This window comes from Cupriavidus laharis, from assembly GCF_914271435.1.
GTDB classification, from domain to species: domain Bacteria; phylum Pseudomonadota; class Gammaproteobacteria; order Burkholderiales; family Burkholderiaceae; genus Cupriavidus; species Cupriavidus laharis.
Genome location: NZ_CAJZAI010000013.1, coordinates 123,238 through 136,232 on the forward strand (window position 1 = coordinate 123,238; position 12,995 = coordinate 136,232).

The window sequence follows — 12,995 nt, forward strand, 5'->3', positions numbered from 1 at the left end:
CCCCAGGAACTCCGGAGTCAGTTGATCCGACGGCGTCTCATGCAAAAAATGCATGCCAGCCGCTTCTCCTGTCGGGCGGAACGTGGCACCAGGGCCCGTCCCGCATTTCGCCGCACGACCAGGGATCATGCTACCGGAATTGGCGCCGCCCGTACCGACAGGTGTACGGACAGGCGCTGCCGCACCGGTTCAGCCCGGCACGAAGCCGTAGATGTCGCCGTCGCGGGTCTGGACAACCAGGGTCTGCCCCGCCACGACCGGCGCTGCGCTGATGGCACTGCCATCGGTCTTCATGCGCGCCAGCACGGTGCCATCCTCGCGCGAGAGGAAATGCACATAGCCTTCGAAGTCGCCCATCACCACCGAACGGCCCAGCGCCAGCGGCGCGCCCAGCCGGCGATAGCGCAGTTCGTTGTTTTTCCAGCGCTCGTTGCCGTTCTGGCGGTCGAACGCAAACACCACGGACTGTTCATCGCTGGCATAGATGACGTTGTCGTCCTGCGCCAGGCCGGTCGGCGACGAGAAATCCTTGCCCCACTGCACCTGGCCGTTAGCCAGCTCCAGGCAGGCTACGCGGCCCTGGAAGGTCGTGGCGCAGACCTGGCGGCCGCTGACCATGGGCTGACCGGTGACATCGTTCAGACGCTCGATCTCGGAAACACCCTTGGGATACGAAATCGCGCTCTCCCAGCGCAACACGCCATTGCCCGGCGTCAGGACGCCCAGCTTGCCGCCGGGGAAGCCCATCACGATGCCGTCACCGGCGAACACCATGCCCATGGCGGCACGCAGGTTCAGCGGCGTCTGCGAACGCTGGTAAATCCAGCGCCGCTCTCCGGTCTGGGCGTCCAGTCCGAGCACGCGGGTATCCGTGGTGCGCACCACCACCAGGCCGTTGCCGACCAGCGGCGCCGACAGGACTTCGCCGTTGACCTGCTTCTTCCAGATCTGCTTGCCGCTGGTATCGAAGGCATAGACGGCACCTTTCTCGCCAGCCACCGCCGTCACGGAACCGTCACTGCCCGGGCCGGTAGTAATGTCAACGTCCGTCTTGGCCTTCCACAGCGTGCGGCCGGTGGCCCCGTCCAGCGCCATGATGGTGCCATTGTTGGCCGACACGTACACGTTGTTGCCTGCCGCGGCCGGCTGCAGCGCATACGGCCCGCTCTTGCCGACGTCCGCCTTCCATGCCTGGCGCACGGACAGCGTCGCCGACACCGGCTTCAGTTCGGCTGGCGGATGCTTGTTCTCCTTGCTGAACAGCGAGCAGCCGCCCAGCGCCACAAGGCAGGCGCCGGCGACGAGCGCACGGGCAATCTTGCGGCGAGGCTCGCCTTGTTGTTCGGCACCGGAAAGCATTGACGTCATAAGGTTCGGATCCTGGATTGGTTTTTGGCGGATATCCTTCACGTACAGCGGCGCAAGATCAGGCCGTGCCCAGCGCGTCGAGCTTGAACTGGATGATCTGGCGCATCGACTGGTTATCGGCACCCAGCTTGTCGAGCGCCTTGCGGTAGGCGGCACGCGCGTCGGCACGCTTCTCCTGCGCGGCAAGCAGATCGCCCTTGCGGTCGGCATAGAGGGCGACGAACGGCGCCGGCGGCTCGTCCTTGAGCAGCGCCAGGCCCTGGTCATAGGCCTTTTCGTCCAGCAGCACGCCAGCCAGGCGCACACGGGCAATGTACGCGTACTCGCCGTCGCCGTGGTCCATCGCCCAATGCAGCTGGGCCTTGGCACCCGCCAGATCGCCCGCATCGTACAGCACCTTGGCGGCGACCAGCGCGCTCATCGGGCCATAGGCGGTCTTGCCGAACTTGTCCTCGAGGTCGCCGGCGGCGCGCTTGACGCGCTCGGCATCGCGGCCTTCGGCGGCCTTGACCACCTGATCGTACAGCACGGCCGCTTCGGAAGCCTGCTTGCGCTCCCAGTACTTCCAGCCGTTCCAGGCGGCGAAGGCCAGCAAGGCGGCAATCAGGATCCACGTCAGGGCATTGCCGTACTGACGCCACCAGGCCTTCAGGTTTTCAAGCTGTTCCTGCTCTTCCAGATCGTATGCCATGTCGAGGCACTCTTTTGCGTTTGGGTTGGGGTCAAAGGCCGCTTCGGGCAGCCTCCGTTTCCTGCTGGTCGGATATCGCGGGCTCTGGCTCGCAGCGTTACTCGCTGGCGCCGACCATCGCGTCGATCAGGTAGTCGACCAGGCCTTCAGCCGGCACCTGCGCCTGCTGGCCACCACCTTCGGCCTGCGCGCCCTGGCGAAGTTCCTTCACCTGCACCACGCCTGCGGCGACCTCATCATCGCCAATGATCACGGCATACGCCGCGCCGCTCGCGTCGGCGCGCTTCATCTGCGACTTGAAGCTGCCGCTCTTGCCGTCGGTCGTGGCATGCAGCACCACGTCCAGTCCGGCATCGCGCAGGCGCTCTGCGGCGACCATCGCCTGCTGCGCCGCCGCTTCGCCCTGATGCACGAGATAGACGTCGCAACCGACCGCGTCAGGCACCACGCCTTCCTCGCGGATCAGCTCGATGATGCGCTCGATGCCCATGGCCCAGCCGCAGGCCGGCGCCGGCTTGCCGCCCATCTGCGCGATCAGCGGATCATAGCGGCCGCCACCGGCGATGGTGCCCTGCGCACCGAGCTTGTCGGTGATCCACTCGAACACCGTCAGGTTGTAGTAGTCCAGGCCGCGCACCAGGCGCGGATTGATCTTGTACGGGATGTTGTTGGCCTTGAGCAGGCGCTGCACGCCCTCGAAGTGCGCAAGCGATTCCTCGCCCAGGAAATCGATCAGCTTGGGCGCGTTCGCGGCCATTTCCTGCAGGGCCGGATTCTTCGTGTCCAGCACGCGCAGCGGATTGGTGTAGAGGCGGCGCTTGCCGTCCTCATCCAGGATGTCCTGGAACCCTTCGAGGTACTTGATCAGTTCCTCGCGATGCGCGGCACGCTCGTGCGCCTGGCCCAGCGAATTGATCTCCAGCCGCACGCCGGTCAGGCCCAGGTCGTCCCACAGGCGCTGGCACATCAGGATGATCTCGGCATCCACGTCCGGCCCGGCAAAGCCGAGCGCTTCGGCGCCGAGCTGGTGGAACTGCCGGTAGCGGCCACGTTGCGGGCGCTCGTGGCGGAACATCGGGCCGGTGTACCACAGGCGCTTGGGGCCGTCGTACAGCAGGTTGTGCTCGATGGTGGCGCGCACGGCGGCGGCAGTGCCTTCCGGGCGCAGCGTCAGCTGCTCGCCGTTGAGCGAATCGGTGAAGGAATACATTTCCTTCTCGACAATGTCCGTCACCTCGCCGATACCGCGCACAAACAGCTGGGTATGCTCGACGATCGGCGTGCGGATCTGCTGATAGCCATAGGCCCGCAGCATCGCGCGCGCGGCATTCTCGAAATGCTCCCACAGCGGGGCATCGGCGGGCAGCATGTCGTTCATGCCCTTCACGCCTTGCAATGCCTTGGCAGGGCGTGCCTTGTCTTCAGCCTTGGCGCCGCTTTGCGCGGACGGATTCTCGTTTTGCGTCATTCTGTCGTTATCTTGCTGGGGTGAACCGGCCAATACCGGCTCAGGCCACCGCTTCCTTCTCTGCCCGCGCTGCGCCCGGGCCGTAATGCGTGCGAACGTACTCGTCGACGATCGCCTGGAATTCCTCGGCGATGCGCTCGCCACGCAGCGTCTTGACCTTGACGCCATCGACGAACACCGGCGCCGCCGGCGATTCGCCCGAACCCGGCAGCGAAATGCCGATGTTGGCATGCTTGCTCTCGCCGGGGCCGTTGACGATGCAGCCCATCACGGCCACATCCATCTCTTCGACGCCGGGATACGCCGTCTTCCACTGCGGCATCTGCTCGCGCAGGTACGCCTGGATGCTTGCCGCCAGTTCCTGGAACGTAGTGCTGGTCGTACGGCCGCAACCCGGGCACGCGATCACCATCGGCGTGAAGTTCCGCATGCCCATGGTCTGCAGGATTTCCTGCCCCACGTAGACTTCCTTCTCGCGCGGCGCGCCGGGCTCCGGCGTCAGCGAAATGCGGATCGTGTCGCCGATGCCTTCCTGCAGCAGCACCGACAGCGCCGCCGTCGACGCCACGATGCCCTTGCTGCCCATGCCCGCCTCGGTCAGGCCGAGATGCAGCGCATAGTCGCAGCGGCGCGCCAGCTCGCGGTACACCGCGATCAGCTCCTGCACCTGCGACACCTTGCACGACAGGATGATCTGGCTGCCCGGCAGGCCGATTTCCTCGGCCTTCTTCGCCGAGTCGATCGCCGAGGTGATCAGCGCCTCGATCATCACGCTCTGCGCCGGCCAGGGCTCGGCGCGGCCGGCGTTCTCGTCCATGATGCGCGCGAGCAGGTCCTGGTCCAGGCTGCCCCAGTTGACACCGATGCGCACCGGCTTGCTGTACCGGCAGGCCATTTCGATCATCTGCGCGAACTGCGTGTCGCGCTTGGCACCCTGCCCGACATTGCCGGGATTGATGCGGTACTTCGACAGCGCCTCGGCACAGGCCGGATAGTCCTGCAGCAGCTTGTGGCCGTTGTAGTGGAAATCACCCACCAGCGGCACATTGACACCCATGCGGTCGAGCTGCTCGCGGATATGCGGCACAGCCGCTGCGGCCTCGGGCGTATTGACGGTGATACGTACGATCTCGGACCCTGCGCGCGCCAGTTCCTTGACCTGGATGGCCGTGCCGATGGCATCGACGGTGTCCGTGTTGGTCATCGATTGCACGCGCACCGGCGCCCCGCCGCCGATGGTGACGATATTGTCGCCCCACACGATGCGCGCCTGGCGCGTCTCGCGGCGCGGCAGCGGGCCCGGCAGGACCGGTAGACAAAGCTGTTCGTTCATAGCGTTACCACCTCCGGTGTCGTGCCCGCATCAGGGCAGCGTCAGCCGCGCGACGTTATTGCGGTTCGCCGCCTTCAGGTCAACCGGCGTGCCGTTGCGGCTCATCGACTCCACACCTTTCACGTTGCCGATGATTACCTTGTACGGTGCAGTGCCGCCGCCAACGACTTCCTGGCCAGCCTTCGCGGTGCCGCCCATGACGACCTTGCCGCTGCGGTCGCGGATCTCATACCAGGTGTCGGACGAAAACTTGATCTGCAGTTCACCCTGCACCGGGCCCGCTACCGCGGCGGGTGCCGCAGTGGCAGTCAGCGCAGCCGGGGCTGCCGCCGCAACCGGTGCCGGCAAGGCTGCGTCGCTGGCGGCTGCAGCCGGCGCGCTGGCAGGCAATGCCTCGGACGGGGCCGGAGCGTCGGCGCCAGCCATGACCGGCGGCAGCACCGCCGTCACGGTGCCGGAGTCGGATCCCTGGCCTGGCTGCTCCTGCGCTTCTGCAGGCGTGGCCTGCGCGGCGCTGTTGCGCGTTTCCAGCCATTGTTTCATATGATCGAGCCCGAACCAGCCGCCTGCCGCCAGCCCGGCCACCACGAGTGCCAGCCAGACCCAGCGCCCGCTGGCGCCCGTGCTGCCGCCGCGGGCCCCGAAGCGCCGGCGGTCGTCGAACGTCTCGTTGAGGCCGCCTTCGCGCTGGCGCGCCATTTCCGTCACCTGCACTGGCCGCGGGTGAAAGCGCGCGAGCAAGGCGTCCACATCCACGTGCAACATGCGTGCGTAGGCGCGCATCACGCCCTTGGCAAAGGTGATGTCGGGCAGCGCATCGACGTGTCCGGCCTCGATCGCGGCCAGTTTCGGCGCCGCGACCTTCAGGCGGGCACTCACATCCTCGACGGACATCCGCTGCGATTCCCGTGCCTGCGCCAGCAGCGTGCCGATCTCGCGCGCCACGGCTTCACGTTCCGACTCTGTCGCGCCCCCGCCGACGTTTCCCGTCGATGCGGCCTGGCCTGCGGCGCGCTCATGCTCACTCATCCCATGCTCCTTGTTCGTAGGCACTCAATTCGCGCGAGTCGGGGTAACGCTGGCGCAGTTGTGCCACCAGGGCACTCTGCGCGGCCGCGTCGCCCTGACGGCGCGCAATGCGCGCACCCAGCCAGAGGGATTGCGCGCTTGCGAACTTGCTGCTATTGACACGCTCCGCGTATTGCCGAGCCTGCCTGAGGTCACCGCGCCGGTAATAGACCAGCGCAAGGTTGGTGTTGGCGACCGGGTTGTTCCGATCGTAGCCAAGCGCCGCCTTCAGGTTCTTCTCGGCTTCCGCGCCGGCGCCATTGCGCATCTGGCACGCGCCGAGGCTGATCAGCGGCTTGGCAGGCCCACCGGCGGAAGGTGCGGATACCGCCCGCTCCAGCACGGGGATCGCCTCGCCATACCGGCCTTCCTGGCACAGGAACCAGCCATAGTTGTTGAGCAGGTCGCCGTCGTTGCCGCGCATGGAAACCGCCGTGCGGAAACTGTCGTCAGCCAGCGCCTTCTCGTTCATGGCCATGTAGATCAGCGCCCGCACGTGGTAGGCGTCGGCCATGTTCGGGTCAGCGGCAATCGCCTGCTTCACCTCGTCCAGGGCGACGCTGGTCTGGCCGGCCTCGAGGTAATTGGTGGCCAACTGCAACCGGATGCTGGCGCGTCGCCCTGCATCGGTCTGGTCGGAAGTGGTCTGGAGATCCTGCGAGGGCACGTGTGGCAACTGGCAGGCGGACAACATCAGCAGCCCCAGCAGGGCTGCAGCGATCAGACGGATCATGCAGGGCGAACCTCCCCAGCTTGGCCAGTCGCGGCGACCGGCACCAAAGGCGTGATCTTGCCGAACTTGCCGCGCTCGGCAAGCCGGGTGCGATCCTTGACTTCCCCGGCAAGCTGGCCGCACGCCGCGTCGATATCGTCGCCGCGCGTCTTGCGAATCGTGGTCACGATGCCCGCGTCCATCAGCACCTGTGCGAAACGCCGGATCTGGTCGTTGTTGGAACGCTTCAGGCCCGATTCGGGGAAGGGGTTGAACGGGATCAGGTTGAACTTGCAAGGCACGTCGGCCACCAGCTTCAACAGCTCCCGCGCATGCTCGACGCCGTCATTGACGCCATCAAGCATGCAGTATTCGAAGGTAATGAAATCGCGCGGCGCGAACTCCAGATAACGGCGGCATGCCGCCATCAGATCGGCCAGTGGGTACTTCTTGTTCAGCGGCACGAGCACGTCGCGCAGGGCGTCATTGGACGCGTGCAGCGACACCGCCAGGGCCACCGGCAGGTCTTTCGACAGCCGGTCCATCATCGGCACGACGCCGGAGGTGGACAGCGTCACGCGCCGGCGCGACAGGCCATACGCGTTGTCGTCGAGCATCAACCGCATGGCCGGCACAACGGCATCGTAGTTCAGCAGCGGCTCGCCCATGCCCATCATCACCACGTTGGAGATGACGCGGTCATCCTTGGGGCCACGGCCCAGCTGCGCGCGCATGGCGAACTCGGCCATCCACAGCTGGCCGATGATCTCGCCCGTGGTCAGGTTGCGCGAGAAACCCTGCTTGCCGGTCGAGCAGAACCGGCAGTTGACGGCACACCCCGCCTGCGAGGAGACGCACAGCGTGCCGCGCGTGTCCTCGGGGATGTACACCGTCTCCACCGCGTTGCCGTTGCCGACATCGAGCAGCCACTTGCGCGTGCCATCGCCCGACAGGTGGTCGGTGATGACGGCGGGCGAGCGGATCTCGGCCCGCGTCGCGAGCTTTTCGCGCAGCGACTTGGCGAGATCCGACATGGCGTCGAAACGGCTGGCACCGAAGTGGTGGATCCAGCGTTGCAGCTGCCGCGCACGAAACGGCTTCTCGCCGAGCTCCCCGCAATAGGCGGTGAGCGCGTCCGCATCCAGGTCGAGCAGGTTGACGAGATCGTTCATGACGGCAAACTCAACTTCCGTGTCAGTCTTGTCTTATGGAATTGACCAGACAATCAGCGGCTGTAAACGTTCATGCCCGGGAAGAAGAAGGCAATTTCCACAGCGGCGGTTTCAGCAGCGTCCGAACCGTGCACGGCGTTGGCGTCGATGCTGTCGGCGAAGTCGGCGCGGATGGTGCCCTTCTCGGCCTTCTTCGGGTCGGTGGCGCCCATCAGGTCACGGTTCTTGGCAATGGCGCCTTCGCCTTCCAGGGCCTGGATCATGACCGGACCGGAAACCATGAAGTCGACCAGGTCCTTGAAGAACGGACGCTCCTTGTGGACAGCGTAGAACTGCTCGGCTTCGCCGCGCGACAGGTGCACCATCTTGGCAGCAACGATCTTCAGGCCGGCGGCCTCGAAACGGGCGTAGATCTGGCCGATAACGTTCTTGGCCACGGCATCCGGCTTGATAATCGACAGGGTGCGTTCGATCGCCATGAAAAACTCCGAAAAATGAAGGGGTTACAAATGGATTAAACGTGCAATTCTAGCACGAGACGATGACGGTTTCGAGCACCGCCCCCCTTGGCCGCCGTCCCGGCTGCCGGATGCGGCACCGCAATATGCGGCGAGGCACAATCCGCACATTTCGGCACGTGGACAATGCACGGAACGCAATACATGCAAAACCGTCAAACGTGAGCAACAAATCTGGTCGCAATCGCGTATAAGTGATTCATGTAACACTTTAATCCACTTGCAATTCCGCTAAGGCGATGCCACATTGGCGATGCGTCGGCGCCGGGTCGACCCGGCGCCTCACCGTTAAGAAACAGGAGTCACCATGGATAACAAGCTGAACACCTACGGTTTCGGCAACGCGTCGACGGTCAGCGATGTCGTCGTGCGCAACCGGGTCTTGCGCAACACTTACTGGCTGCTTGCCATCTCGATGATCCCGACCGTGATCGGCGCGTGGATCGGCGTGGCAACCGGCTTCAGCTTCATGGCGGGCAGCCCCGGTCTGTCGCTGATCCTGTTCCTGGGCATCGCGTTCGCGTTCTTCTACGGCATCGAGAAGACCAAGAACAGCAGCATGGGCGTGGTCCTGCTGCTGGCTTTCACCTTCTTCATGGGCCTGATGCTCTCGCGCCTGATCGGCGCGGTGCTGCAGTTCTCGAACGGGCCGGCACTGATCATGTATGCCTTTGGCGGCACAGCGGCGGTATTCGGCGCCATGGCCACCATCGCCACGGTCAGCAAGCGTGATTTCTCGGGCTTGGGCAAGTTCCTGTTCGTCGGCCTGATCCTGCTGATCCTGGCGAGCGTCGCCAATATCTGGCTGCAACTGCCGTCGCTGATGATCACGGTGTCGGTCATCGCCATCGGCATTTTCTCGGCCTACATCCTGTTCGATGTGCAGCGCGTGGTGAATGGCGGCGAGACCAACTACATCACCGCCACGCTGGCGATCTACCTCGACGTCTACAACGTGTTCACGAACCTGCTGGCCCTGCTCGGCATTTTCGGCGGCAGCCGCGACTGACACAGCCACAGGCAAGACGAAAAACGCCGGCCCGATGGCCGGCGTTTTTCGTTAGGCGGCGAGCATCGCCAGACCGCTCAGCCCCGCTCGAACACGGCGATCGATTCCACGTGCGAAGTATGCGGGAACATGTTCACGACGCCCGCACCGGTCAGCCGATAGCCAGCCTCGTGCACAAGCAGGCCGGCGTCGCGCGCGAGCGTAGCCGGGCTGCACGACACATAGACGATGCGGCGCGGCAGCACATCGCTGCCCTGCTGCGACAGCTCGCCCAGCGCCTTGCACACCGCCAGCGCGCCCTCGCGCGGGGGATCGACCAGCCAGCGGTCGAAGCGGCCCAGCGCGGCGATGTCGTCCGCAGTGACTTCAAACAGGTTACGGCAAGCAAATTCCGTCTTGTGCGCCAGCCCGTTGTGACCGGCATTGGCCAGCGCCCGGGTAGTCAGCGCTTCGCTGCCTTCGATGCCCATGACCGAGCGGCCCTGCGTGGCCAACGGCAGCGTGAAGTTGCCGATACCGCAGAACAGGTCGAGCAGGCGGTCTTCCGGCTGGGCGTCCAGCAGGCGCAGCGCACGACCGATCAGCACGCGGTTGATCTGGTGGTTGACCTGCGTGAAGTCCGTCGGCTTGAACGGCATGCGGATCCCGAACTCAGGCAGCGTGTAGGCCAGCTCCCGGTCAAGCGGATAGAACGGCACAACGGTATCCGGCCCCTTGGGCTGGAGCCAGAACTGGACATTGTGTTCATCAGCAAAGGCGCGCAGCAGATCCTTGTCCGCATCTGTCAGCGGCTCCAGGATGCGCAGCACCAGCGCCGTGACCTCATGGCCTACCGCCAGCTCGATCTGCGGCATGCGGTCGCGGATCGACAGCCCGGCCACCAGCTCGCGCAGCGGCACCAGCATCGCCGAGATATGTGGCGGGAGAATCTCGCAGCTCGTCATGTCCGCCACATAGCTGCTCTTGCGCTCGTGGAAGCCCACCAGCACCCCGCCCTTCTTGACCACGTGCCGCACCGTCAGGCGCGCGCGATAGCGATAGCCCCAGTCCGGGCCCGCAATCGGCCGGAACACCACTTCCGGCCGGACCTTCGACAGATGCCAGAGATTGTCTTCGAGCACACGCTGCTTGATAGCCAGCTGCGCACGCGAGTCCAGGTGCTGCATGGAGCAACCGCCACAGACACCGAAGTGCTTGCAGCCGGGCGTGACGCGCATCACCGATTCGCGCCTGACTTCTAGCAGGTGAGCCTGCTCGTAGCTCGGCTTGCGGCGGTAGCTCTTGTAGCTCACGGTTTCGCCGGGCAACGCGCCCTCGACAAAGATCACTTTGCCGGGCGTGCCATCTTCATTGACCAGACGCCCGACGCCGCGGGCCTCCATATCGAGGCTGTCGATGGAAACGACGGGATCTGCACCGGGCGCGGCGGCAGCCGGCGCGGCAGATGCCGCACGCGGCGTTGCCGGCATTTCTTGCGGGGAGGACACGACTTGGGACACCAGACGAAACCTGACGTATTGTTTTGCGAAAGCGCGATTGTAGTCCAGACACGCCGGGCAACGCCCGCGCAACTGCAGCGCGACGTGGAAGGAGCGACGCAATGGAACTGATTTCGTGGAATATCCAATGGGGGCGTGGCGCCGACGGCCGGGTCGACCTGTCGCGCAGCGTGGCCACCATGCGCGCGATGACGGATGCCGATGTCATCTGCCTGCAGGAAGTCACGCGCGGCTTCGGCGACCTGCGCGGCACGCCCGGCGCCGACCAGGTGGCAGAGTTGACCGCGCTGCTGCCCGGTTATCGCTTGCTGTTCGCCCCGGGCGTGGACCGTTTCACAGACAATGGCGGCCAGCGCCAGTTCGGCAACCTGATCGCCACCCGCCTGCCGGTGTGCGAGGTCTTCCGCCACGCGTTGCCCTGGCCGCCGGACCCCGACGTGGCATCCATGCCCCGCGTCGCACTCGAAGCGACGCTGCAGGTGGGCAGCACGCGGCGGTTGCGCGTCATCTGCACGCATCTCGAATACTACTCGGCGCATCAGCGAGCGGCCCAGGCAAACGCCCTGCGCGACTGGCACGCGCAGGCGTGCGGCCATGCGCTGCGGCCCGGACGCAGCGAATCCACGCCGGGCCCCTTCACGCCGGAGACTCGCCCATCGGAAGCCGTGCTTTGCGGCGACTTCAACAGCAAACCCGACGACATCGCCTATCGGCGCATGCTGGAGCCCTTCGACGACGGCACCACGCCATGGCGCGACGCATGGGTGCACATGCATCCCGGCCGGCCGCATGCGCCCACCTGCGCCATGTACGACAAGGAGCAATGGCCCGAGCCGCCCTTTGCGTGCGATTTCATCTTTGTTACGGAGAATCTCGCGAGCCAGGTCAGGCGCTGCGAAGTCAACGCGACGACGACGGACTCGGATCACCAGCCCATCGTGCTGTCATTGGATATCTGAGGACAGTCAGTCCGCGGCTCAGTCGAGCTCTTCGTCTTCCGGCGTCAGCCGCTTCAGCTGGAAGGCCCGCAGGTATTCCATCCACTGCGGGCCCGGCAGCTCGGCCAGGGACTCCTGCACAAGCGCCATCTCCAGGTCAAACTCGCGCGGCGACAGCCCGCCCCGCATCAGCTGGAAGCGGCAGTACATCAGGTACGTGTTGACGACATCGGTCTCGCAGTAGGCGCGGATGGCATCAAGCTGGCCGTCCTGGAATGCGCGCCACACCTTGCTGCCGTCCATGCCCATTTTGCCAGGGAAGCCGCACAGCTTGGCCAGGTCATCCAGCGGCGCGCTCGCGCGCGGCTGGTACATGGCAAGCAGGTCCATCAGGTCCAGGTGCCGCATGTGGTAGCGGCTGATGTAGTTGTTCCACTTGAAGTCGCGGCTGTCGTCGTCGCGGCCCTCGCCCATTTCCCAGTAGCGCGGCGCGGTCACGCCATGGACCAGGCCGCGGTAGTGCAGCACGGGCAGGTCGAAGCCACCGCCATTCCACGACACCAGCTGCGGGCTGTAGCGCGCAATCAGTTCGTAGAACTTCTGGATCAGCGTGGCTTCGCCATCCTCCGGGGTGCCGAGCGAGCCGACATGGAAGACTGCCGATCCGTCGCGCTGCGTACGGCGCAATACGCAGGAAATCGCTGCCACACGCTGCAGGTAGTGCGGCAGGAAATCGCTTCCGGTCTTTTCGCGGCGGGCTGAGAACGCATGCTCGGCGACTTCCTCGTCGCTCATCGATGCGGGATGGTCATGCAAACGGCGCAGGCCGTCGACATCGGGAATGGTCTCGATGTCGAATACCAGCACTGGGGTCATAGAACGGCGTCCTTCCTGACACCTTGCGAAGCGAAATGCCGCTTGAGCTTGACCAGGGCCTCCTGCTGGATCTGGCGCACGCGCTCGCGCGTCAGGCCCATTTCCTCGGCCAGCTCTTCGAGCGTGGCCGGTTCGATATGGTTGAGGCCGAAGCGGCGCTCCACCACATAGCGGTGCTTCTCCGACAGGCGGGCCAGCCACAGCTTCATCAGGCCTTCGAGCTCGCGGTGCGTGTTACGTCCCGCGCAATCTGAGGTTTGGGGAGGGCGTTTATCCCGCGAACGGCTGGGGCGATTTTCTGAACATCTCCGCAATCAGCGCGAGACGCAACGGACATAAGGAA

The 12,995-nt window shown here is 65.2% G+C and carries 12 protein-coding genes and 1 pseudogene; 2 read left to right on the forward strand and 11 right to left on the reverse strand.

Features of this window, described 5'->3' with window-relative positions; genetic code table 11:
- Positions 1-189: 189 nt before the first annotated feature.
- The 8 genes from bamB to ndk all read right to left on the reverse strand — a co-directional run bounded on the left by bamB (position 190) and on the right by ndk (position 8,291).
- Complete coding sequence (gene bamB, locus LDO29_RS22120) at positions 190-1,368, reverse strand: outer membrane protein assembly factor BamB (RefSeq protein ID WP_396022705.1); 1,179 nt, start codon at positions 1,366-1,368, stop codon at positions 190-192.
- Between the two features lie 58 nt (positions 1,369-1,426).
- Positions 1,427-2,059, reverse strand: a complete 633-nt coding sequence (locus tag LDO29_RS22125; RefSeq protein ID WP_224081879.1) for a YfgM family protein — start codon at positions 2,057-2,059, stop codon at positions 1,427-1,429.
- A 97-nt stretch (positions 2,060-2,156) separates the two neighbouring features.
- Complete coding sequence (gene hisS, locus LDO29_RS22130; protein ID WP_224081880.1) at positions 2,157-3,527, reverse strand: histidine--tRNA ligase; 1,371 nt, start codon at positions 3,525-3,527, stop codon at positions 2,157-2,159.
- A 40-nt stretch (positions 3,528-3,567) separates the two neighbouring features.
- Entirely contained in the window at positions 3,568-4,860 is a 1,293-nt protein-coding gene (gene ispG / locus LDO29_RS22135) for a flavodoxin-dependent (E)-4-hydroxy-3-methylbut-2-enyl-diphosphate synthase (protein WP_224081881.1), read from the reverse strand.
- A gap of 30 nt (positions 4,861-4,890) precedes the next feature.
- Positions 4,891-5,889, reverse strand: coding sequence for a RodZ domain-containing protein (locus tag LDO29_RS22140; protein ID WP_224081882.1), 999 nt, complete (start codon positions 5,887-5,889; stop codon positions 4,891-4,893).
- The gene (pilW, locus tag LDO29_RS22145; protein ID WP_224081883.1) at positions 5,882-6,661 is read right to left on the reverse strand and encodes a type IV pilus biogenesis/stability protein PilW; all 780 of its coding nucleotides are present in this window, start codon (positions 6,659-6,661) and stop codon (positions 5,882-5,884) included. Before pilW ends, LDO29_RS22140 begins: the two co-directional genes overlap by 8 nt.
- Positions 6,658-7,812 carry a 23S rRNA (adenine(2503)-C(2))-methyltransferase RlmN gene (gene rlmN, locus LDO29_RS22150; protein ID WP_224081884.1) on the reverse strand — a complete coding sequence of 385 codons (1,155 nt, stop codon included), beginning with the start codon at positions 7,810-7,812 and terminating at the stop codon, positions 6,658-6,660. The genes pilW and rlmN overlap by 4 nt, the downstream gene beginning before the upstream one ends.
- 53 nt (positions 7,813-7,865) lie before the next feature.
- Positions 7,866-8,291, reverse strand: coding sequence for a nucleoside-diphosphate kinase (gene ndk, locus LDO29_RS22155; protein WP_224081885.1), 426 nt, complete (start codon positions 8,289-8,291; stop codon positions 7,866-7,868).
- A 346-nt stretch (positions 8,292-8,637) separates the two neighbouring features.
- Here ndk and LDO29_RS22160 point away from each other — a divergent pair, with 346 nt between their 5' ends.
- Positions 8,638-9,339, forward strand: coding sequence for a Bax inhibitor-1/YccA family protein (locus LDO29_RS22160; RefSeq protein ID WP_224081886.1), 702 nt, complete (start codon positions 8,638-8,640; stop codon positions 9,337-9,339).
- Positions 9,340-9,416: 77 nt separating this feature from the next.
- Here the strand turns inward: LDO29_RS22160 and rlmD are convergent, their stop codons facing one another.
- The gene (gene rlmD, locus LDO29_RS22165; protein WP_224081894.1) at positions 9,417-10,808 is read right to left on the reverse strand and encodes a 23S rRNA (uracil(1939)-C(5))-methyltransferase RlmD; all 1,392 of its coding nucleotides are present in this window, start codon (positions 10,806-10,808) and stop codon (positions 9,417-9,419) included.
- A gap of 131 nt (positions 10,809-10,939) precedes the next feature.
- Between rlmD and LDO29_RS22170 the strand changes: the two genes are divergently transcribed.
- On the forward strand, positions 10,940-11,797 hold the full coding sequence (locus LDO29_RS22170; protein ID WP_224081887.1) for an endonuclease/exonuclease/phosphatase family protein: 858 nt from the start codon (positions 10,940-10,942) through the stop codon (positions 11,795-11,797).
- 18 nt (positions 11,798-11,815) lie between these two features.
- Here the strand turns inward: LDO29_RS22170 and LDO29_RS22175 are convergent, their stop codons facing one another.
- Both LDO29_RS22175 and LDO29_RS22180 read right to left on the reverse strand, forming a co-directional pair.
- Positions 11,816-12,652 (reverse strand): 3'-5' exonuclease, encoded by an 837-nt coding sequence (locus LDO29_RS22175; protein ID WP_224081888.1) that lies wholly within the window; start codon positions 12,650-12,652, stop codon positions 11,816-11,818.
- A pseudogene (locus LDO29_RS22180) lies at positions 12,649-12,882 on the reverse strand (sigma factor-like helix-turn-helix DNA-binding protein); the annotation flags it as partial. The gene LDO29_RS22175 and the pseudogene LDO29_RS22180, both read right to left, overlap by 4 nt.
- Between the last annotated feature and the right edge of the window lie 113 nt (positions 12,883-12,995).